A 21415-nucleotide genomic window follows, 5' to 3' on the forward strand; every position below is an offset into this window, starting at 1 on the left:
ATTTAGTTATACGTGTTGATGAACTTATACGAAAACAACAATCTATGCGAAAATAGCCTAATTAAAAGACCCCCAAAAAAAACGTTCCTGCTAAGAACAGGAACGCACCTCTTTAAACCATTTCCCTAATGAGATAAAACCTTTGTGCCCTCTCGCACCATTTCAATAAAATACTTCATAATTCTAGTATCTTCAGTTAACTCTGGATGAAAGGAACAACCTAAAAATTGGCCTTCTCGAGCTAAAACAATACGCTCTTCGTGTTTTGCTAGAATTTCCACATTTTCACCTGCTGCTACAATATGCGGTGCCCGAATAAACACAGCGGGAATATCTTCCCCTACTCCACGAATTGATAGATCTACTTCAAAACTATCTACTTGGCGTCCGAATGAATTCCGTTCAACCACTACATCCATTAACCCTAGATGAGACGTATCATATCCAACAATTTCATTTGCTAATAAAATCATACCCGCACATGTTCCAAACATCGGAATTCCTTTTTCGGCTAAAGCACGAATGGGTTCTAGTAAATCGTAGCGGTCTAGCAGTTTACGCATTGTTGTACTTTCTCCGCCAGGTAATACAAGACCATTTATTTCTTTAAGATCTTCAACCGATTTAACAGGAATTGCCTCACAACCAAGCTCTTCAATTTGTCTAATATGCTCTCTGACTGCACCTTGTAATGCAAGTATACCAATTTTCAGCATATTACCAACCACGTTCTTGCATACGTTCACTTGCATCTAGCGTTGCAATATCAATACCCTTCATTGGTGTTCCCAATTCTTTTGAGATTTCAGCAATCAGTTTATAGTCTTGATAGTGCGTTGTTGCTTCTACAATGGCACGTGCGAATTTTTCTGGGTTATCCGATTTGAAAATACCGGATCCTACAAATACACCGTCCGCTCCAAGCTCCATCATTAAAGCGGCATCGGCAGGTGTCGCCACCCCGCCAGCTGCAAAATTTACAACTGGTAAGCGCCCTAATTTTTTGATTTCTAGTAATAATTCAAATGGTGCTCCTAAATTTTTTGCTTCTGTCATTAATTCATCTGTGCTCATTCCAACAACGCGTCTTACTTGTGCATTCACTTTTCGAATATGACGAACAGCTTCTACAATATTTCCGGTTCCCGGTTCACCTTTTGTCCGTAACATGGAAGCTCCTTCTCCAATACGGCGTGCAGCTTCTCCTAAATCACGGCACCCACAAACAAAAGGTACAGTGAAATCGCTTTTTAATAAATGGAATTCTTCATCAGCAGGTGTTAATACTTCACTTTCATCTATGTAATCAACGCCCATTGATTCTAATACACGTGCTTCTACAATATGGCCAATACGTGCTTTTGCCATTACTGGAATCGTTACAACGTTCATCACTTCCTCTACAATACGAGGATCTGCCATACGGGCTACGCCTCCAGCTTTTCGAATATCGGATGGTACCCGCTCTAATGCCATAACTGCTACTGCACCTGCAGCCTCTGCAATTTTTGCTTGTTCGGCATTAATGACATCCATAATAACGCCACCTTTTTGCATTTCAGCCATTCCACGTTTTACTCTTTCAGTTCCTAGTTGTTTCATAAAAATAACCTCCATTTCTTTGATGATTATTAGTATAATAGAAATTGACTTTATGAAAAGGTTCAATTTTTCAAAAATTAATGTGGTCAGTTGGGGGGATTGCAGGTGGATATGCTTATGTTTAAGTTGGATAAAAGTACTGCAAAACCGTTATATGAACAGCTTTATATCGGGATCAAGGACGCCATTATCCATAAACAAATTGAAGTTGGAACCAAATTACCATCCAAAAAAAAATTAGCTGAATTTTTAAATATCAGTCAAACAACCATTGAAATTGCCTATGCCCAGCTTATTGCAGAAGGCTATGTAGGATCGAAACCTCGCATTGGATTTTTTGTAGAAGAGATCGATGAATTACCCTATATAGAAAAAGAGCTTTCAAACACGCCTGTAGAGACGGTCGAGAAAAAAATCTATCAGTTTGACTTCCATCCAGGAAAAATTGATACCGATTCATTTCCGTTTTCAATTTGGCGAAAATATGCAAAAAATCTATATGATGGTAGCTCAAAAGAGTTTTTACAAATTGGAGACCCTCAAGGGGAATACGCATTAAGAGCTGAAATTTCAAAATATCTTTATCAATCGAGGGGGATTGTGTGTAAGCCGGAACAAATTGTAATTGGTTCGGGAACAGAACATCTACTTCCAATGATTCTCAGATTACTTGAAAATGATTCAAAATTTGCCCTTGAAAATCCTGGCTATTCCGCAATTCCAAAAATACAATTAGAAAATAGAGCCATCCCCATTCCGGTTGATGAAGATGGTTTAATAGTGGATGAACTTGAAAAAACAAATGCCAATGTTGTTTACATTACACCCTCACACCAATTCCCTACGGGTGCCGTTCTCTCAGCAACCAGAAGAACGCAGCTATTAAACTGGGCAGCAAAAGATGAAAATTGCTACATTATTGAGGACGATTACGATAGTGAGTTTCGTTATATAGGAAAACCTATTCCTGCATTACAAGGTTTAGACCAAAACAATAAAGTTATTTATCTAAGCACGTTTACCAAATCATTAATGCCTTCATTACGTGTTGCTTATTTTGTATTACCTTCAACCTTACTGCGAAAATATAAAGAGGTATTTAGTTTTTACTCAGCAACGGTACCGAGATTTGATCAACATATATTAGCAAACTTTATGAGAGATGGCTATTTTTCAAAGCACTTAAACCGTATGCGGAAAATTTATCGAAAAAAACATGAAAAATTAACGCAAATATTTGAAACGTATTATCCTGATGTCGTAATCACTGGAGACCAGGCAGGAATGCATATTTTAATTTCTGTCCCCCTATCAAAAAGTGAAGATCAGCTAAAACAGATTGCGGCAAAAGACAATATTGCAATCTATCCAGTAAGCGATTATCTTTTAAGTCCAATTGAATATAAATCCCCAACTTTTCTATTAGGTTTTGGCGGTATTCCATTCGATCAAATTGAAAAAGGAATTCACCAATTAATGAAATGCTGGGGAATTTCAAAATCATGACCATGGGGACGGTTCTTTTGGCTTTTATTGTCCTCTTCGCTTATTGAAAAACACCATGGATTTCAGTGCCTGACCCCCAGTGAAATAAAGCGTTAACTCACAGGGGATCAGGCACTAGATTTAAAATCAATAGGTATCAACTACTTTACTCCACTTTCCAGAATCGAGAATTTCCCCTTCTTACAATCTATTTCCGCCAAGGCTCCATAAGGCAAAATAAATTTCGGTTCCGTATGGCCAATATTTAAGTTATAAAGAATCGGCAAATCTTCTAAAGAGTATTCCTTCATAACCTTAAGAATTTCTTGTTTATATTCTTCATAATACTTCTCATCTTGTGGTTTGCCAAAAATGATCCCGTTCGTTCTTTGGAGAATGCCTTGTGCTGCATAATTTCGCAACCAATACCTGATAAAAGTTGGTTCTGGCTGATCTTCAGATGTTTCAAAGAAAAGAATACTATTTTCCCAGTATTTTTCCTCTGGCCACAGTTCTGTTCCTTTTGCAAACTCCAATACTTCCAAACACCCTCCAATCAAACGTCCTTGTACAATACCTGATCCTTGAAGCAGTTCATATCCTGCGTTCTGCCGCATCGTACGCCGCTTGTACTTGTTCTTTTCGACCCATTCTAAACGCTCGCTCGTCCATGCTTTTGCCGGTTGAATTTCACCAATCATCTTATTTGAAAAGAGTGTTCGATTCACCATTTCCACCGTGTACGGATCCATTTCACCATTTTCTGCAAAATCAGTCAAAATCGCTGGACCGTAAAAGGAAGAAAGCCCTGCTTTATGACAAAACAAATGGGAAATGGTCGCATCAGAGTAACCCATAAAAATTTTCGGATTTTGGCGGATTACATCAAAATCAATATAGGGAAGTAAGCGAATACTTTCTTCTCCGCCAATATTTGTAAAGATACCTTTAATACTCTTATCACTAAATGCCGTCATCAAATCATCAGCACGAGCTTGGGGATTTTTATAAAGATAGTCTCCGCCTTTCAAACTATTCGGCATTGGGGTTACTTTCAATCCAAAAATTTCTTCTAATCTCCTTACACCTTGTTCATACCGCCACCTAAGTTCAGGATCACCTGCCCCTCCCCAAGAAGGACTTACTGTCGCAACAAGATCTCCGGGATGCAATTTATTAGGCTTTATTAACATATACATTCCCACCTTTATATCCGAATCGCTGATATTATACAGCGTGCATTGTTGAAATAAAAAGGAAAAGGCATTAATTAAACATTATCCATACTTCTATTATCCAAAAAATTTTATTTGATTTTTAAATTTATGAAAAAAAGGGATGTCAAATTATTAGCAGGAGTCTCAAAATCTTTTTACTGCATATAATACCCGCCTGAAAATTCACAGGCGGGTTCAAAACTCGATATAATTGACAATTATTTTGGCAGACTTACTGCTATTCCCGGCACTATTCTTCGACCCTTCAGAAGTATTAAAACTTAACACATACTTTTCATTTTACCTTTTAATACCTCTTTAAACTTATTTGGATCATCTACCCGAATCGCTACCTTTGAGTATTCTTTTTTCATCCCCATGATCAAAGTTGCTTCGGCGGGCCGCTTTAATTTTAAAATCACATCGGGCTGAACAGGTTCAAAATCACGAGCCATGAATTCAATTGTATCTTTGGAGCGCTTTTCGTTTAAGTGTTCCGGTTCATCGATCACTTCATCAATGTCAAACCACTTTATTTCCATCCGCTTAATCAAACCGAGTGAAATATAAATGCTCTCCTCCGTTACCAGCAGTGGGTTATGGCGTACAACCTGAATATCACCTATAAAGAAAATAACGGTATAAACGTTGAGGACCAGTATAATGATTGATAACACAGCAGACTTATCGTGAAACATCCAATGAAGACCAGCCATTTCAAGAACAGTCGCGTGAATCAGCATTATTTGAAACGCGATTAAACTGGATTGTTGATGCAAAGTAAATACGTTTGGACCGACATGCGGTTTCTTTCTCCAGGATGCAAAAGCGTAGTAAAACATGAGCATTTCTGAACAAATGGCTCGGATTATTGGATTGGATTTGACCTGTTGTTCTATTGCGTTTGAAAAGGAAAAGATTACCGGCAGATTACTTTCCTTTACGGTCCGGACTATTCTCGGCAAATAGATAAATAACGAACCCAGAACCAGGATTTCCAGCAACAATAGGCCGCCTTCCACAGCAAACCCTGCCCATGTCACAGCTTCAAATGGAGCCAGATACTTGATCGGAATCAAAAAGCGCACTAAGACAAGCCCGCCAGCGACTCCCAAAATCATATTTTTCTAATTCAATTTTCGTTTCCATGCCAAAAATAAAACAGGAGCAATGAATGCCAAATCAATCATGGAAGCCACAACTATAATATCTGTATTTTCAGGTAATGCTAGATTACCAAATTCAGTATGGTACAAAGAATAATTTGCAGATAAAACAAACAGAAGCAAGATCAACAAAAAATTTCGGTTTAGAGTTCTTTTTAACACCATAGCGGTCACCCTTCCCTTTTTTCTTCGATCATACCATATATTACCTATTAATATATATTGGCCTATCGTTTCCATGCTGATTTTAACGTGTTGGATTTTGTCCTTCCCTTTTTAAAATGGCAAAAATGATTAATGAATATTTTGATATTATGATCGAAATCATACAAAAGAACCCTGCCATGAAAAGACTTGCAGAACAAGTTAGTGTGCAGAATACACTGCGGTTATTAAAGCATAATGCTGCATCAGAGATTCACCGATAGAATTATCCTTCTAAAATACATTAATAAAAATATTAAGTGGATTGTAGGGAACATTAACATTGGGTGATAATCGTTGTAAATTAAAATATAAATCCAAGCATTTTTAAACATCAATAGTACAATGTCCAGGGAATTTCACACCAACAAACCTACCATACTTCTTATAAATTTAATTATTAAGTCGTTAAGTTAACGCGTGATTATATGATATTTAAATAATCTTCTTGGAAAATTTAATACCTCCCTATTTAATGACAAGGTACGCACACGATTTTATGTACACGATATTTTTATAAGAATCGTATTTTAGATAAATAAAAAACGTTCCTTACAAAGAGTAAGAAACGTTGATTTCATCGCATTGGCAAGCGATGTTCTGATACCGGTGGTCGGGGTCGAAATAACGGTCAAAGTATTGATTTAATAGGATTTAGCAATGACTATGTGTAAAATTTGTGTAAAAATCTTTGAATAAATTTATGACGTAGTTGGAAAGTTTTACTTCCTTTATTTGTTTCCGTTCTCCAAATGTGCGGAGTGTATGTGGCAACACAAGGGGTGTTGGTGAGTTCACGCTTGTTTTATAAAGCTTTATCCCATTAAGAAATCAGTAAGGATTAGAAGAATTTAACACACAGTAAAGAATAACAAGTAGAATAGTTTGCTATACGTATTACCAAGGAAGCCTAAAATCTAACCACTAAATGGCCTAAAATTTAATTGACATTTACATTACATATAGTTAAAGAATTTCCTCAATATATGTGTCAGTATCGGTATCACTGTACTCTTTTGATGACACAGCAAGAATGATCAACGGATCAATGTACTCGTTCTTAAAAGCGTGTACCATATAGGGAGGTATCTTTAGTACAACATTGTCATCGGCAGACATGTAAAACTCCTCACGTACCCCTTGAGACAAATCCTTCAAAGCCACCTTTACTTTACCACTTATTACCGTGAAATACTCGAAAGTATTCTTGTGATAATGATTTCCTCTAACACTATTGTGGTTTGAGTAAAGCAAATATACTTCCCCGACTTCACTACTATCCTGCAGTTGACTTTTCTTGATTATTTTTTTTAGCATACCCCTTTTATCTTGATAGGGATCGATATTGATAAATTCACCTAATTTACCCATAAACATCACGACTTTCCGAAAAAATTTGTAGGAGTTAGTTCCGAGATTCATTTTTCATAAATTTATCTTTGTTTATTTCATACCATTGAATTGTTCTATCCAGACCTTCAGAAAAACCTATTTTAGGCTCCCATCCTAAGAATTTTTGAATTTTATTAATATCAGGATGGGGCTTCCAGACATCTCCTGTCCTGTAGGGGATAGCTCCGTAATTAGGCTTCTTAACCGTTTTCATTTTTTCATAAACTTTGTCAACATAGTGTTTTAACTGATGAATTCTCCCAGTACCTATATTAAATATCTCGTTTTTAATTGCATCATTTTGAGCAGCCAAAACAAAACCATCGATTATATTCTCTATATAACAATAATCTCTGTATTGCTCACAACCTGTCAAATCAACATCTGCATTATTTAGAATTGATAAGATAATATGGGGAAAAAACTTATGCCTTCCTTCATTTTCTCCAAAAATCCCATAAGCCCTCAAAGTAACTATATCAATATTGTTTTCTCCAGCAATTTGGTGTGCCAAAATAGTACTAGCAGCTTTAGTGCTTCCATAAATATTGAATGGTTCTAAGTGAGTATTTTCTTTAATTATTTCTTTCTTATCTCCATATTCCATACACGTACCGATGTTTAAGAACTTTTTACATCCAATAGAAATCAAAGGATTTAGCATATTCATTGTGCCTATGATATTGGTATTTGCTGCAATATAATAATCTTTTTGTCTTGAATCAACACCGTAAGCCGCCATATTAAAAACATAATCAGGCTTTATTTTTCTTATGTTGACATCTATTTTTTCAGAGTCCCTTAAATCAGCCCGATGGATATTAATGTCTTTTAAAAGGCTATCAATCCGCCATAAATCAGAATGTTCTCTTACTAAAATATCTACTTCAGCATTTTCCTCAACCATCCTTCTAACTAGGTGGGATCCTATAAATCCGCTAGCTCCAGTAATTAAAACTCTTTTATTGGAAAAATCACCCTTCATAGTTCACATCTCCACTTCTATACAATTTAACCCATGGCCGACATTTGTCCATTATTGATCGGTTTTGGAAATCCACCATTGTCTCAATAGATTGCCATAATCCCTCACATTGATAAACCGCCATTAGATTATCCAGTACTTGGTATCTTAATGGTTTATTTACTAAGATTGTTTGATCATTATGGATATACTTTTCTATTGTCAATTAATACTATGAGTATAAAAGCCTTTTGCTAATGGAATTTCCAAAATCGGGCCACCAATTATAAATTGAATATGATTTTTTCGTAACAATTTTTTTACCGCAACATATTCTAAAATAGTGCTTTGAACGAGAGGGTATAAATACAAGGTGTACTATACTTGCAATATTGTGGGGTGTTAAGGTTTTGACACATTATTACTGTTCAACCTATAGCAAGGATTATATTTATAAAGGACTGGTCTTATATAATTCTTTACAAAAATATGATCAGGATTTTCATTTCTTTATTATATGTGTACAAGATGAAGTGAAAAACTTATTAGAAAACATGGAACTGCGTAACGCAACATTGATAAGTATGAAAGATATAGAAAATGAAGATTGGGAATTGGCAAATATAAGAAGCACACGTAATGATAAAGAATATATTTGGTCAAGTAAGGCATCAATTATGATATACCTATTAAATCATTTTTCGGAGCTGGACCATATTATATGGTTGGACGGTGATACAGCTTTTCTTTCAGATACCCAACCTATATTTGATGAGTGGGGCAATTACTCCATATTTCTAACAGAGGAGCAATATAAAGGAAAATATAAAGGGTTAAGTAAGAAATATGGAGTTTATAATACTGGTTTCATGGGATTCAAAAGAGATCAAAATGCCATTCTCTGTCTTCAATGGTTTAGAGAAAAGTTGATTGAATGGTGCTTTGATAAACCGGAAAAAGGCAGATGGAGCGACCAGATGTACGTAAATGATTGGGTAACCAGGTTTGAGAATGTTGGTGTTGCAGGAAACCTTGGAATTAACGCCAACCTGTTTATCGTCCGTGATAGAAAGGTTACCGCAGACGATGATAATTTGTATATCAATGGAGATAGACTAATATTATTCCACTACTATGGATTCAAATATTTTAATCGAAATGAGTTTGATTTATGTGCACATGGCCAATCTCCCAAGGATAAGATTGTACAATGGCTATTTGTTCCTTATATTCAAGCATGTAATGAGGTAATGGATAGCATTTCTTATATCGATAGGGATTTTTATCATAAACAGACTCCAAACGGGAGAATTGTGAATTACTTCAATCTGGCGAGTAATATAAATGGAAACGTGGATAAGTTTAACTTCTGTACAATAATCAGTGAGAATGGTTTGTCTGAAGTCTTGGATCTTTACAATTCGCTAAAAATGCATACAAACGGATTTTGTCTCTGGATATGCTGCTTGGATGATATCACCTATAATACACTGGTTAAAATGGAATTAGAAAATATAATTGTAATAGATATTAAGAATATTGAGGATCAGGAACTTTTAAACGTTAAGGATACCCGCAATGCATCTGAGTACCGTTTGACTATTAAGGCACCATTGATATCTTACATTTTAAAGAACAATTATAATATCCACTATATGATATATGCTGATCCGGACGCACGTTTTGTTACTAATGTGACAAACGCTTTCACCAAATGGGATAAACATCCAGTTTTTATTTGGGAGAAGGAAAATGATCAGAATGCCCAACAGGATTATGGAATCAATATGCCCAGCTTAATCGGATTTAAACGTAATAAAAAGGCATTTAAGAAACTTAGTGCGTGGAGGAAAAAATGTATAAATGGGTGTTATGATTAATTTTATATAGTTAGGGAGATTCAATATACATTATGGAATGCTACCATTTTTGCACAATTTTTGGAAAAGAGTATATATTTAAGGGTCTAGCGCTCTACAATTCCTTAGAAAAGGACGCAAAGAATTTTCACCTCTGGATATGCTGCTTGGATGATATTTCTCTTCAATTGCTCAAAAGGATGGATTTAAGGAATGTAACCCTTATTCCACTAGAGAGCATTGAAGATGAGCAGCTTCTTTCCGTAAAAAAGTCTCGAACACCACATGAGTATAGTTTTACATTAAAATCCCCCCTTGTACTATACATCCTGAGTAATTATAAATTTGTTAACTCCTTAATGTATATTGACGGGGATTTATATTTCTACTCAGATCCAAAACCGATCCTTAATGAGTGGCGAGGTGGATCCATTTTTATATGCGAACAAAGACTTGCTAAAAATATTAAAGATTCAGGCACATATCAGGCAGGGTTAATAGGTTTTAAGAGAGATTCAAATGCTTTTCAATGCCTTGAATGGTGGAGAACGAAGTGTTTGGAATGGTGTTTTCATCGGCATGATGGGGATCTGTGGACAGACCAGGGGTATTTGAATAAATGGCCTGATTTGTTTTCAGATGTTATTATATCACACAACTCAGGAATCAATATAGGACCATGGAATGTAGGAAATTATGAAAGCACCCCCGATTTTAACGTTAGGAACGGTGAGGTATTTATCAATGATGATTTACTGATTGTTTATCATTTTTCCGGTTTTGTTATATTAAACGAAGGCGAGTTTGACTTATGTAAGTATTCTAGGGTGAACGAAGATACAATAAATCATATTTACATTCCCTATATAAGAGAAATTCAAAAAGCAATCGGGAGGGTAAAGTCCATTGATGATACCTTCACCTATGGATTTGCCCAAAGGATAAGGAGAAGTCGAAAAAAAGCTAAACATTACTATAAATATAGCAATGACTGAACCTCCCGGCATATTAAATAATGGACACATAAAAAAAAGTCCCTAAGGGGCTGTTGACAATCGAAAAGGAATTTCTTAATCTGTATAGAATTTTTCTATACAGTTTTTTTTATTGGAGGGATTTCTATGATGGGACGCAATGATGGTACCAAAGCAAAATGGAGTTTATTGATTTGAATGATTTCGTTCTTTCTTATCATTTTCTCAGTTTAATATTGGAAAAAATCGAATTCTCTTTTATATACGATAAATGGTGCTTTTATTCGAAACTTGGCGGAAGTCTTTGGTTCCCGTTCTCCTTTTCAAGATGTTGTTTATAGGCGACCTTTTTAATATTGATCTAGAACGCGAACGTGAACAGGAAGTTCGTTTAAATCTTGCTTTTAGATGATTTTTAGGAATGGATCTAACTGATCGAGTTCCCGACCATTCTCCTTTTAGTCAAAATCGTCGAAGACGGTTCAAAGACAGTACCGTGTTCCAAGAGATCTTCGAACACATTGTGTCACTATGCATTGAAAAAGGATTGGTCACAGGTGAAACCGTTGTGACAGATTCTACCCATATAAAAGCCAGCGCTTCTAAGGATAAAATGAAAAAGGTTGAGAAGACACCTTCCCAGTATTTATATACTCTTGAAGAAGAGGCAAAAAAGCTTGAAAAAGAATTGCAAAAGAAATGAGAAAACACTGGCCGAAAAAAGCTTGGAGAAAACCGAAAGAATCTACTACAAAAATAGTGTCCGTCCCCAAAACCGATCCTGATTCCGGGTTATTAAATCCACCTGGGAAACTTCTCATTCTAGCATTCCTTTTATAAACCGTCGCTCGGATATCAGTTAAATCAGAGCGTAAGACAAGCGTACATTTCGACAAATGTTCACCTGTTTTAAAAATATAATTTCTCCTTATTACGCTGATTATTTCCAGCAATAACGCTCCATCTTGTTTTTTTTATTTAAATATTTAAAATGAGCATTTTTACTTGGTTATATGTCCATACGATTACGGGAGTGAGCAATATACTATAGAAACAAATTGCAAGCATTATGGAGATGTTCTAAACATAGTGCAAATTAAAACAGCTATTACACAGGAGCATTGTTATGCGAATCATCAAATTGACTTTGTATTATTGATAAGTCCTAATGCAAGAAAATAAGTCAATTGATAATGAGCTCTTTGTTCAATGAAATCACAAAAGTAATAAGAAGTAAAACGGGGAGGGTTTTGATGAAGGTCATAATTTTAGCGGGAGGATTTGGGACAAGAATAAGTGAAGAAACACACTTTAAACCAAAACCGATGATAGAGATTGGTGGCAAGCCAATCTTATGGCATATTATGCAAATATATTCTAGAAATGGTTTTAACGATTTCATTATCTGTTTGGGATATAAAAGCCATGTTATCAAAGAATACTTCGCAAACTATTTCTTGTATAATTCTGATTTAACCTTTGATTTTCAAAAGAAAAATAAATGTATTATCCATCAGCACTCTGCCGAACCGTGGAAGATAACCTTGGTTGAAACAGGTTTAAAAACACTGACAGGTGGCCGTATCAAAAGAGTGCAGAAGTATGTTGGCAATGAGCCTTTTATGCTAACGTATGGAGATGGTGTTGGCGATGTTAATATAAAAGAATTGGTTAACTTTCATATCTCCCATGGGAAGCTTGCTACAGTAACTGCGACACAGCCCCAAGGCAGATTTGGAGTTTTATCGTTGAATTCCGAACAAAAAGTAGAAAAATTTCAGGAGAAAATACAAGGAGATAGTGGCTGGATCAATGCCGGTTTTTTTGTACTGCAACCAGAAATATTTAACTACTTAAACAACGAGGATCAAACGGTATTTGAAAAGGAGCCATTAGAAGACCTTGCCAGGGATGGGCAATTAATGGCCTTTAAGCATACTGGCTTTTGGCATCCGATGGATACCTTGCGGGATAAGAATTATTTAGAAGAGATTTGGGCTTCAGGAAATTGTCCTTGGCAGATAGGGGATAAAACATAAAAGTGTGTCTAATGACTTTTAAATACTACATCCAGATTCGAAATAATTTTATATAAAGAAACAATAGTGAACCAAGAAACTTGGTGAAAGCTCATGGTATCCCAGGGATTAAATCTTAGGTAGATCAAAGATAAATTGTAAAAATTCGTGATTTACTTATGATGACATTTTTAAATAACTAAAATTAGGGTGAGGGAGCATGCAGAAAGCTAGAAACGCTACGATATATTTCACAGATCTTCAGTATATCTTTAGTAATCTTAGACAGTCCGAAAAAGAAAAACTTAAGGATTCATCTATTCTTATTACCGGATGCGGAGGATTCCTGGGCTATTATATTATGTCATTTTTATCAGACTATTCGGATGAACTTGGCATTAGAAAGATTATTGGAATTGACAATTTTAAACTGGGGAAACCTAAATGGATTACGGATTTAAGCAAATCGAATAATAAGATAGAACTTTACCCTTTTGATATTACTCGATTTTCAATATTTGATACTGAAAAAATTAACAACGTTGATTTTATTATCCACATGGCTTCAATTGCCTCGCCAACCTTCTATAGAAAATATCCACTTGAAACCGTTGATGCAAATGTATTAGGGCTAAGAGCTTTACTGGATTTTTATAAGGAAAGAGACATTAAAGGATTTTTGTTTTTCTCCAGCAGTGAGGTTTACGGTGATCCATTTCCGAACTATATTCCAACTTCTGAGGATTACAGAGGAAATGTGGCCATGATAGGGCCACGAGCATGCTATGACGAGGCAAAAAGATTTGGAGAGACACTATGTTACTTATATGCTGAAAAATTTCAAATGCCGATTTCAATTGTCAGGCCATTTAACAATTATGGACCCGGAATGAGGCTTAATGATAAGCGGGTACCGGCTGATTTTGCGAAAGCAATTGTTGAAAATAAGAAGCTGATCATGTATTCCGATGGTAACCCGACACGAACATTTTGTTATGTGACAGATGCAATCACCGGATATTTAAAAGCATTACTATATGAACCTTTTGACTACTTTAATATAGGAATCGATAATCCGGAAATTTCAATAAAAGAATTGGCTGAAATTTATAAAGACGCGGGATCAGCCATTTATGATTGTAATCCATCAATAGAATTTAGAGAATCTGAGGAACAAAGCTATTTAACACATAATCCATTAAGAAGATGCCCCGATATTTCAAAGGCTGGAAAACTTTTGAATTATTCCCCTTCTATTTCTGTAGTGGAAGGCGTATACCGCTTTCTGACATTTTTAAAAGAAGGAGGAGAGATTCATTGATTACTGTAATTGGCCTTGGTTTTGTTGGATTGACAACTGCTTTAGGGTTTAGTGATAAAGGGTATCATGTATATGGCTATGATATTGATCAAAAAAAGAAACAGCATTTGAGAAAAGGGAATATTCCCTTTTATGAACCTTATCTTGATGAGAAATTAAAACAGCATTTAAACAAAGGTTTTACTATTGTTGATGATTTAAAGGAAGCTGTAAACAATAGTGAAATTATCTTTCTTTGTGTAGGAACTCCGAGCGAAACAGATGGAAGTGCGTATTTAGGCTATATTTTTGATGCGATTAAAAGTGTAACTGCCTATATAAAAAAGCCGGATTTTAAGGTATTAGTGCTTAAATCCACTATTCCTCCATCAACAACATGCGAAGGTATTAAACCATATATAGAAAAGCTAGGTTTTAAGGTTGGCGTTGATATTGGCTTAACTAATAATCCTGAATTTTTAAGAGAAGGATATGCCTGGGACGATTTTATAAATCCAGATCGAATTGTAATCGGTCAGGAAGAAGATAAAAGCGGACAGATAGCAGAGAAAATTTATCAATCGTTTAATGCTCCGATTTATCGGGTTACTTTAAATACTGCTGAATTTATTAAGTATTTATCTAACACAATGTTGGCAACTCTCATTAGTTTCGCTAATGAACAGTCATTAATCGCCAGGTCCATAGGGGATATTGATATAAAAAAAGCCTTTCAAGTTTTACATCTCGATAAAAGGTGGTTTGGCACCCCGGCTAACATGACCTCATATGTTTACCCGGGTTGTGGATTTGGCGGTTATTGCCTTCCTAAAGATACTATGGCATTGGTTAGCCAGTCATTAAAAAACTCTTATTCCCCAGAACTACTAAAAAGTACCTTAAAAGTAAATGAAACCATTAAAGAATTTGTTGTTAGCGATATAGCAGGAAAAGCAGATAGGAAAGAAAATATAGGGATTCTCGGTTTAGCATTTAAGCCAAATTCAAATGACATAAGAGACACACCGGCAAAGGCAATCATTGAATGCTTAATACAACGAGGATATAAGAATATTATCGCTTATGACCCGATGGCAATAGAAGAATTTAAAGAAGCATATAATCTTCCTATTGAATATTCTTCCAGCCAGCAATCACTGCTTTCGAGAGTTGATCATGTTGTAATTTTAACAGCGTGGGATGAATTTATACAGAACGAGGAGTCCATTAAAAAGAAGAATGTTTTTGACTATCGCTATATTTATAGTTAGATCAGAAATGTCGATATCATTCTTAATTTATGAGAATGGGGAGAATACATGAAGGAGCATGAGGGTACCCCCTAAAAAGTCTTCAATATGGTTAACAGCGAGGGAAACATGGTTAAACCTTTAAACGATAAAGGAGATAGAACCGTTTTTAGTGATGGCAAGAGTAAGGGATAATTCTCTTCATAAAGAGTGGTTAGAACCGAGAACTTTAAAATTTTATTCATTCCTAGAGTACTTTGGTGATGGGAGTAATAATAAAAGAAATGACAGTGATTTTACTCTGAGGCAAAAGATACGAAATGTCCTAGATGTCACAAACTAATTGAAGAATACGGAGAATCTATTTTTAAATATGATTTTTGCTCACCCATTTGATATAAAAACATACAATTGGATTCGAAAAGCAGATGGTGATAAATTTGATCTAAAATAAAAATTACATGAAAGAATTTTAATGTTGGAAAAATGAACAGATCCAAGCTATGCAGCTAGCATAAGGATCCCTTCATTTGCTTCTTATTTCCCTGCCTGGAGTGTATCAAAGGAGTGTTTAAGTTTCATTAGTTCTCCGGTGCCCATAGAGAAGAACTTAGGTATTTTAAATATTCCTGCTTAAATTCATGCTCAGAATTCCAGGGTTTATTCTTACCGGTGAAATGAATAATAGCCGGGTAATCAATAGGAATACTCTTTCTAATCTCAGTTGTGTAATTCCATTTAGGGTCCAGTTTTAGCCACTTATCGTGTAGAATAGCATTTAATGCATCTTGATCCATAATTTTTATTTTTTTAGGGTTATTTTTTATATATTGGATAACTTTCGTAGATATATTATGGTCTCTCCACTTTTGTAAATTGATCAGCAAGACACCAGCATTAAAATAACCAGAATTCGCGGGTAAAGATAGCCTTCTTCTTCTACGTTGGGAACTTCCTTCATCCACTGCTGCTAAGAAATAGTCATCAATATTCTTATTCCATAACTTTGATATGTCTTCTTTCACTATAAGATCACAATCAAAATAAATGGCTTTAGTTATATCTTTACTTAATAGGTCTGGTATGAGAATCCGATAATAGGTCTCTTTACTAATATAACTTATTTTACGGTTCTCAAAAGAATTAAAAATATTGTCATCAATTGTCAAAAATTTAGCCTGTAAATTGAACCTTTCTACAACACCTTTAAGGTTCAATTTATTTTTATCAGAAATATTTCCATCAATAATAAAAATGTTTATATCAGGTTTGTTTTGAACATTTTCCAATAATGAATTTAACATTACTCCTAAGTATTTAGCATAATCATCACTTGATGCCGTAACAATGTACATTTTGAGTCACCTCAATGATTTGTCATAGTCATATATTATGTAGGTCATTAAAATGTGTGTTTGTTCCCGCCTATAGGGGAAAGTACGACAAGGACAAAAATATTTTTATCATACACAATTGAAAGTTTATTAAAAAAACACATTTGATAACGCGCAACCAGAGGCGCATGAGAAATTAAATATAGTAACTAACTACTTCTTACTTCAAGTCGTGGTTTATTTACTATCTTTTTCTTATGGTCTATGATTGCGCTTTTTTATTTGAAAAATTTACGTTCATTTCAAAAAAATTCACTATAGCTGATAAAAGCGGATAACCTTCCCAAAGACACACGAACGTAAGTATCATAATTTAACGGATTTTGAGGGAGGAAATTTAAATGCAAGAAATTTCAACAAACGTTGTTATTCAATTTCCATCCGAATTTGTTCTTATTACAAAGCTTGAATTTGAAGAACTAAAACAACACGAACTTACAGGAACTTATTGGTCAATGAAAGATCTTGAAAGACGAACAAATAAAAAACATGATTGGATAAAGGAACATATTCTGTATCCCGAAAGACATCGAAAAGTACTCGATATCGAATACGGCGGCTTTGCTTTTTATCCCAAAAGTAAAGGACAAACATGGTCTTTTCATGCATCAAGAATGGCTGAATTTCTCGATAAGAATTTCCAAGCAATATTTTTAGAATCATAAACGATTTCACTTGTCTCTTTTGACTATACAAATAGCTAACAAATTTTTTTATAAGGGTGACCGTTATTTCGCCTGGTCATCCTTCTATAGATATACAACAAGGTGAAGGAATGGCAAGCATACAAAAGCGAGGAAAAACTTATCAATATACTGTCAGTCATACTGTGAATGGAAAACAAAGCCCAATTCGAAAAGGTGGATTCCCTACTAAAAAGGAAGCACAAATTGCAGCAGCAGAAGTTGAAGCTCAATTAGCAAAGTGTTTGATTCCCATACTTAAAAAGATTCCATTAGATAATTATTTTGAGAATTGGATCACACTGTTCAAAGAACCAAAAGTTAGTCGAGTAACATTAGAGCATTATAAGTATTCGTTAAAGGCTGTTAAGGATTATTTTCAAGATAAGCCTATTCAAGACATTAAAAGGCAGGACTATCAGTTGTTCTTGAACTGGATTGGTAAGGACTAAGCAAAAGAAACAGTCGCAACCTAGGGTTCAAGAAGAACTCCCCTGAAGGATTCGGCCCTACTAAAAATGAACAATCCAATCGCCTTATAAAAATGGATCCGGTTACCATGAATCACTTTAAGAACTTGTTTAAATCAACACCAACTAATCTAAGCCAATTAGTGTTCTTCAGTCCATCTTCTAAATACAAAGTCATTAGCAATACAAATGCCAATAAGTTAATAATAAATTATTAGATGAATTAAAAATTCATTCCGTCACTGTTCATGGATTAAGACATACGCATGGCAGTATATTGCTCTATAAAAAAGCATCGATTCATTATGTAAGTGAACGCCTGGGACACGGTGATATCGAGACAACATTAAAAGTGTATACACATGTTCTTAAAGAATTACGAATTGAGGATGAACAGCTTAGTATGAAGACCTTTGAGCAGATGATTGTGTAAAAAATGTGTAAAATGATTTGAAATTCTATCGATTTCTATCGTATAGTCCAAAAAAATAAAAAAGCTCATAAACCCTTTTCGAACCTTTGATGTGGCGAACGGAATAACGCCACCCCCGTCTTTATTTTCACATTGTCATAACCTGTGAAAAATGGGCAAGTTCTATCATTTCGACCAATGTAACAAAATACCCAAAAGGTTACATTTAAGTTTTAAAGGAAGGGCTGTCCAAAAGATATATTATTAGATTAGTGTACAAGCAATTTTGTCCTTCCTTACATCTAATAATAATATCGATAATGGAGGAGGTGATAGAATGGTAAAGGCAATTACAACTGGTGTATTTCATGTGCCCGTGGATAACCAAACACCAGATAACAATACGATGATCAACATCTACTTTAAAAATCCGAGTTCAAAACCGCTTACTGCGAAATTTTTGATTGAATTTTCCTCTCCTGGGGTAGCTCCTGGCGTTCAAAACCCGGAAGTTTCGTCACCACCAAATGGCTTCTGGAAAGTAACTGTTCAACCACATCATAGCCTCGTCATCGTAGTAACTGGTCCCGCTTCTCCAGCAGCTTTCGGAACATGGCGGTTTTCATTTTGGGGAGATATTGACCGAAACGAAAAGAGAAACAAACTAAGTGTTGAAGTGATTGCTGGGACAATATTTGGCGGTGGACCAGATTTGGCTTTTGACGATGCAGGGGTGGCTTTTCCTCATGCGTTGTTTGTTAATGCAGACATTGATGTAACCGGTCCAGCCCAAGTCCCAGTAAACGGCACCATCGTGGTTACACTTTAGATAACGAAACAATCTACAGAATGGAAGGCGATTGCTTGATACAGTCGTCCTTTCTTTTTTCTATTTAACTCCCTGCACCGTTTGTTTAACAACACCTTCGAGATTTAGAAATCTGAAATAATTTTTTGAAACGGATTTGTCTTTTCGAGGGAATAGTTATTTATACGTTTAGATAACGGATTATTATCGACTGTGACGAACAAAGCGTTCGTTTCGATACTTCCTCGAATCGCCAAGTATTTTTTCAGTTGCTGTCGCATCGGTTTGGTAATCGGTACTTGTCGTTGACGATAACTTTTAGCTTGTCTGATGACGATTAAATCATCTTCCCATAAAATGTCCTCGAGCGTGATTCCGACCAATTCGTTAGCACGTACACCCGTTTCCAATAACAACATTAGAATCGTATAATCACGGACTCCGGTGAACGTCCTAAGGTCTGGCTGCTTAAACAGTTTATTAAGTTGCTCTGAGGTGAAAGTCGCTATGACGGTCTTTCTATCCTTTAGCAACGTAATTCCCTCAAACGGATTATGCGGAATATGTTTCGTCTTATGAAGATAGTTGAAGAACGCTCGCAAGGCTCGTAAGCGTGTATTAATCGTCACTATCCGTAAACCCTTTTGCTGACGCATATACGCTATAACGTTTTCCCGAATATGCTCCTGTGTTATCTCAACTGGCGACAACGTTTCAACGTTAATCTCCTGTTCTGATAGTACCGTAATGTATGTGGACGTAAATTCCGTATCTCACAGTCCTTCAGAAATAAATCCAACGCTGATGCAAACGACTCTACGTAATTCTTCACCTTCGTTTCCATTCCGTATTTCCCGTTGATCTAACACGTTTTTTCTCCTGCTCATCGACTTGTTCGACCTCCACTGCGTATTAACAGGTTCGTCAGATTTGAACTTATTCGTAGACGGACTTTGGGGCAACGAAAAAAGCGCCCTACCGTAGCAGGAACGCTTAAAACGTTGATATGACGAGCATTCTCGTTTTTCTTTCGTAAAAACTAGATACCGGTGGTCGGGGTCGAACCGACACTCCTCACGGAACACGATTTTGAGTCGTGCGCGTCTGCCAATTCCGCCACACCGGCAAAATAAAACAAACAGGGGCAGTAGGAATCGAACCCACACTGAAGGTTTTGGAGACCTTAGTTCTACCTTTAAACTATGCCCCTAAGTTATGGAAAGTTATTTTCGCTAAAGCGAAAAAACTATGGTGGAGGGGGACGGATTCGAACCGCCGAACCCTGAGGGAGCGGATTTACAGTCCGCCGCGTTTAGCCACTTCGCTACCCCTCCATCTATTATAATCAAGTCAATAATGGCGGAGGAAGAGGGATTCGAACCCCCGCGCGGTTTAACCCGCCTGTCGGTTTTCAAGACCGATCCCTTCAGCCGGACTTGGGTATTCCTCCACTATTTTTCAAATAAATGGTAGCGGCGGAGGGGATCGAACCCCCGACCTTACGGGTATGAACCGTACGCTCTAGCCAGCTGAGCTACACCGCCATTTATAAAATTTTACTGTTCGCATGGTCGGGAAAACAGGATTTGAATCTGCAAGCCCAACGTCCCGAACGTAGTGCTCTACCAAGCTGAGCTATTTCCCGTTATGGCGCGCCCGAAAGGAGTCGAACCCATAACCTTCTGATCCGTAGTCAGACGCTCTATCCAATTGAGCTACGGGCGCATTGATGGAAAATAATTTTGCTTTAGTAAAAACTTTGTTTATTTTGCTAGTACAAAAAACTTTGGTGCCGAGGACCGGAATCGAACCGGTACGGTAGTCACCTACCGCAGGATTTTAAGTCCTGTGCGTCTGCCAGTTCCGCCACCCCGGCAAATATGGAGCGGAAGACGGGATTCGAACCCGCGACCCCCACGCCTTGCGGCGCCAGATCCTAAGTCTGGTGCGTCTGCCAATTCCGCCACACCCGCATATAAAACAGCCTGGCAACGTCCTACTCTCACAGGGGCAAGGCCCCAACTACCATCGGCGCTGAGAAGCTTAACTTCCGTGTTCGGTATGGGAACGGGTGTGACCTTCTCGCCATTATTGCCAGACTATTAAATTTGAGGTATCATTCCCTCAAAACTAGATAATGCAGAAGAAGTTTCGGTAAAAACGAGTTCACCTTCATTTGTTACGTAGACTATGGTTAAGTCCTCGATCGATTAGTAT

At 36.4% G+C, this 21415-nt stretch carries 20 protein-coding genes, 9 tRNA genes and 1 rRNA gene; 12 read left to right on the forward strand and 18 right to left on the reverse strand.

Features of this window, described 5'->3' with window-relative positions:
* Positions 1-125 precede the first annotated feature (125 nt).
* Together pdxT and pdxS are read right to left on the reverse strand one after the other, a co-directional pair.
* The gene (gene pdxT, locus BIV60_RS22165; RefSeq protein ID WP_071357904.1) at positions 126-716 is read right to left on the reverse strand and encodes a pyridoxal 5'-phosphate synthase glutaminase subunit PdxT; all 591 of its coding nucleotides are present in this window, start codon (positions 714-716) and stop codon (positions 126-128) included.
* A 1-nt stretch (position 717) separates the two neighbouring features.
* On the reverse strand, positions 718-1602 hold the full coding sequence (pdxS, locus tag BIV60_RS22170; protein ID WP_071357905.1) for a pyridoxal 5'-phosphate synthase lyase subunit PdxS: 885 nt from the start codon (positions 1600-1602) through the stop codon (positions 718-720).
* A gap of 105 nt (positions 1603-1707) precedes the next feature.
* On the opposite strand from pdxS, the gene pdxR reads away from it, so the two are divergent.
* Complete coding sequence (pdxR, locus tag BIV60_RS22175; protein WP_177177373.1) at positions 1708-3108, forward strand: MocR-like pyridoxine biosynthesis transcription factor PdxR; 1401 nt, start codon at positions 1708-1710, stop codon at positions 3106-3108.
* 140 nt (positions 3109-3248) lie between these two features.
* On the opposite strand, the gene BIV60_RS22180 is transcribed toward pdxR, so the two are convergent.
* The 4 genes from BIV60_RS22180 to BIV60_RS22195 form a co-directional block, all read right to left on the reverse strand.
* Positions 3249-4280 carry a S66 family peptidase gene (locus BIV60_RS22180; RefSeq protein WP_071357906.1) on the reverse strand — a complete coding sequence of 344 codons (1032 nt, stop codon included), beginning with the start codon at positions 4278-4280 and terminating at the stop codon, positions 3249-3251.
* 305 nt (positions 4281-4585) lie between these two features.
* Positions 4586-5392, reverse strand: a complete 807-nt coding sequence (locus tag BIV60_RS22185) for a beta-carotene 15,15'-monooxygenase (RefSeq protein ID WP_256218506.1) — start codon at positions 5390-5392, stop codon at positions 4586-4588.
* 1248 nt (positions 5393-6640) lie between these two features.
* On the reverse strand, positions 6641-7051 hold the full coding sequence (locus tag BIV60_RS22190) for a polysaccharide biosynthesis C-terminal domain-containing protein (RefSeq protein ID WP_071357907.1): 411 nt from the start codon (positions 7049-7051) through the stop codon (positions 6641-6643).
* Between the two features lie 28 nt (positions 7052-7079).
* Positions 7080-8051 carry an NAD-dependent epimerase/dehydratase family protein gene (locus BIV60_RS22195; RefSeq protein ID WP_071357908.1) on the reverse strand — a complete coding sequence of 324 codons (972 nt, stop codon included), beginning with the start codon at positions 8049-8051 and terminating at the stop codon, positions 7080-7082.
* Between the two features lie 389 nt (positions 8052-8440).
* Between BIV60_RS22195 and BIV60_RS22200 the strand changes: the two genes are divergently transcribed.
* The 7 genes from BIV60_RS22200 to BIV60_RS22225 all read left to right on the forward strand — a co-directional run bounded on the left by BIV60_RS22200 (position 8441) and on the right by BIV60_RS22225 (position 15452).
* Positions 8441-9910: a glycosyltransferase gene (locus BIV60_RS22200; RefSeq protein WP_071357909.1), complete on the forward strand. Its 1470-nt coding sequence runs from the start codon at positions 8441-8443 to the stop codon at positions 9908-9910.
* Between the two features lie 536 nt (positions 9911-10446).
* Positions 10447-10884 (forward strand): hypothetical protein, encoded by a 438-nt coding sequence (locus tag BIV60_RS29860; RefSeq protein ID WP_177177374.1) that lies wholly within the window; start codon positions 10447-10449, stop codon positions 10882-10884.
* A 250-nt stretch (positions 10885-11134) separates the two neighbouring features.
* Positions 11135-11275, forward strand: coding sequence for a transposase (locus tag BIV60_RS31155; protein WP_141770527.1), 141 nt, complete (start codon positions 11135-11137; stop codon positions 11273-11275).
* A 9-nt stretch (positions 11276-11284) separates the two neighbouring features.
* Entirely contained in the window at positions 11285-11566 is a 282-nt protein-coding gene (locus BIV60_RS29265; protein ID WP_141770528.1) for a hypothetical protein, read from the forward strand.
* Between the two features lie 550 nt (positions 11567-12116).
* Positions 12117-12902 (forward strand): glucose-1-phosphate cytidylyltransferase, encoded by a 786-nt coding sequence (gene rfbF, locus BIV60_RS22215; protein ID WP_071357912.1) that lies wholly within the window; start codon positions 12117-12119, stop codon positions 12900-12902.
* 199 nt (positions 12903-13101) lie between these two features.
* Positions 13102-14202 (forward strand): NAD-dependent epimerase/dehydratase family protein, encoded by a 1101-nt coding sequence (locus tag BIV60_RS22220; protein ID WP_071357913.1) that lies wholly within the window; start codon positions 13102-13104, stop codon positions 14200-14202.
* Positions 14199-15452 carry a UDP-glucose dehydrogenase family protein gene (locus tag BIV60_RS22225; protein ID WP_071357914.1) on the forward strand — a complete coding sequence of 418 codons (1254 nt, stop codon included), beginning with the start codon at positions 14199-14201 and terminating at the stop codon, positions 15450-15452. Before BIV60_RS22220 ends, BIV60_RS22225 begins: the two co-directional genes overlap by 4 nt.
* 560 nt (positions 15453-16012) lie before the next feature.
* On the opposite strand, the gene BIV60_RS22230 is transcribed toward BIV60_RS22225, so the two are convergent.
* The gene (locus tag BIV60_RS22230) at positions 16013-16786 is read right to left on the reverse strand and encodes a glycosyltransferase family 8 protein (protein ID WP_071357915.1); all 774 of its coding nucleotides are present in this window, start codon (positions 16784-16786) and stop codon (positions 16013-16015) included.
* Positions 16787-17166: 380 nt separating this feature from the next.
* Here BIV60_RS22230 and BIV60_RS22235 point away from each other — a divergent pair, with 380 nt between their 5' ends.
* From BIV60_RS22235 to BIV60_RS22245, 4 genes are all read left to right on the forward strand, one after another.
* Positions 17167-17490: a DUF771 domain-containing protein gene (locus tag BIV60_RS22235; RefSeq protein ID WP_071357916.1), complete on the forward strand. Its 324-nt coding sequence runs from the start codon at positions 17167-17169 to the stop codon at positions 17488-17490.
* Between the two features lie 110 nt (positions 17491-17600).
* Positions 17601-17960 (forward strand): Arm DNA-binding domain-containing protein, encoded by a 360-nt coding sequence (locus BIV60_RS30570; protein ID WP_071357917.1) that lies wholly within the window; start codon positions 17601-17603, stop codon positions 17958-17960.
* A gap of 292 nt (positions 17961-18252) precedes the next feature.
* Positions 18253-18411 carry a site-specific integrase gene (locus BIV60_RS30575; RefSeq protein WP_305728410.1) on the forward strand — a complete coding sequence of 53 codons (159 nt, stop codon included), beginning with the start codon at positions 18253-18255 and terminating at the stop codon, positions 18409-18411.
* Between the two features lie 316 nt (positions 18412-18727).
* Positions 18728-19219: a hypothetical protein gene (locus BIV60_RS22245; RefSeq protein WP_071357918.1), complete on the forward strand. Its 492-nt coding sequence runs from the start codon at positions 18728-18730 to the stop codon at positions 19217-19219.
* 104 nt (positions 19220-19323) lie between these two features.
* Here BIV60_RS22245 and BIV60_RS22250 read toward each other — a convergent pair whose 3' ends face one another.
* The 11 genes from BIV60_RS22250 to rrf form a co-directional block, all read right to left on the reverse strand.
* Complete coding sequence (locus BIV60_RS22250) at positions 19324-19908, reverse strand: tyrosine-type recombinase/integrase (protein WP_071357919.1); 585 nt, start codon at positions 19906-19908, stop codon at positions 19324-19326.
* Positions 19909-20242: 334 nt separating this feature from the next.
* Positions 20243-20324, reverse strand: a tRNA-Leu gene (locus BIV60_RS22255).
* A gap of 13 nt (positions 20325-20337) precedes the next feature.
* Positions 20338-20408 (reverse strand) — tRNA-Trp (locus tag BIV60_RS22260).
* A 39-nt stretch (positions 20409-20447) separates the two neighbouring features.
* Positions 20448-20532, reverse strand: a tRNA-Tyr gene (locus BIV60_RS22265).
* 23 nt (positions 20533-20555) lie between these two features.
* A tRNA-Ser gene (locus BIV60_RS22270) sits at positions 20556-20648 on the reverse strand.
* A gap of 17 nt (positions 20649-20665) precedes the next feature.
* Positions 20666-20742 (reverse strand) — tRNA-Met (locus BIV60_RS22275).
* A gap of 24 nt (positions 20743-20766) precedes the next feature.
* A tRNA-Pro gene (locus BIV60_RS22280) sits at positions 20767-20843 on the reverse strand.
* A gap of 3 nt (positions 20844-20846) precedes the next feature.
* A tRNA-Arg gene (locus tag BIV60_RS22285) sits at positions 20847-20923 on the reverse strand.
* Between the two features lie 62 nt (positions 20924-20985).
* Positions 20986-21074 (reverse strand) — tRNA-Leu (locus tag BIV60_RS22290).
* A gap of 5 nt (positions 21075-21079) precedes the next feature.
* A tRNA-Leu gene (locus BIV60_RS22295) sits at positions 21080-21171 on the reverse strand.
* 10 nt (positions 21172-21181) lie between these two features.
* Positions 21182-21297: ribosomal RNA gene (gene rrf, locus BIV60_RS22300) — 5S ribosomal RNA — on the reverse strand.
* Between the last annotated feature and the right edge of the window lie 118 nt (positions 21298-21415).

The sequence above is a fragment of the Bacillus sp. MUM 116 genome (assembly GCF_001866655.1).
In the GTDB taxonomy this organism is placed as follows: Bacteria; Bacillota; Bacilli; order Bacillales; family Cytobacillaceae; genus Neobacillus.

What these genes read in the sequence shown, in the direction of transcription:
- BIV60_RS22230 (WP_071357915.1), bottom strand. Translation starts at nt 16,786, where the DNA reads ATGTACATTGTTACGGCATCAAGTGATGATTATGCTAAATACTTAGGA.
- BIV60_RS22180 (WP_071357906.1), bottom strand. Translation starts at nt 4,280, where the DNA reads ATGTTAATAAAGCCTAATAAATTGCATCCCGGAGATCTTGTTGCGACA.
- BIV60_RS22195 (WP_071357908.1), bottom strand. Translation starts at nt 8,051, where the DNA reads ATGAAGGGTGATTTTTCCAATAAAAGAGTTTTAATTACTGGAGCTAGC.
- BIV60_RS30570 (WP_071357917.1), top strand. Translation starts at nt 17,601, where the DNA reads ATGGCAAGCATACAAAAGCGAGGAAAAACTTATCAATATACTGTCAGT.
- BIV60_RS22235 (WP_071357916.1), top strand. Translation starts at nt 17,167, where the DNA reads ATGCAAGAAATTTCAACAAACGTTGTTATTCAATTTCCATCCGAATTT.
- pdxT (WP_071357904.1), bottom strand. Translation starts at nt 716, where the DNA reads ATGCTGAAAATTGGTATACTTGCATTACAAGGTGCAGTCAGAGAGCAT.
- rfbF (WP_071357912.1), top strand. Translation starts at nt 12,117, where the DNA reads ATGAAGGTCATAATTTTAGCGGGAGGATTTGGGACAAGAATAAGTGAA.
- BIV60_RS31155 (WP_141770527.1), top strand. Translation starts at nt 11,135, where the DNA reads ATGGTGCTTTTATTCGAAACTTGGCGGAAGTCTTTGGTTCCCGTTCTC.
- BIV60_RS22220 (WP_071357913.1), top strand. Translation starts at nt 13,102, where the DNA reads ATGCAGAAAGCTAGAAACGCTACGATATATTTCACAGATCTTCAGTAT.
- pdxS (WP_071357905.1), bottom strand. Translation starts at nt 1,602, where the DNA reads ATGAAACAACTAGGAACTGAAAGAGTAAAACGTGGAATGGCTGAAATG.
- BIV60_RS22245 (WP_071357918.1), top strand. Translation starts at nt 18,728, where the DNA reads ATGGTAAAGGCAATTACAACTGGTGTATTTCATGTGCCCGTGGATAAC.
- BIV60_RS22190 (WP_071357907.1), bottom strand. Translation starts at nt 7,051, where the DNA reads ATGTTTATGGGTAAATTAGGTGAATTTATCAATATCGATCCCTATCAA.
- BIV60_RS29265 (WP_141770528.1), top strand. Translation starts at nt 11,285, where the DNA reads ATGGATCTAACTGATCGAGTTCCCGACCATTCTCCTTTTAGTCAAAAT.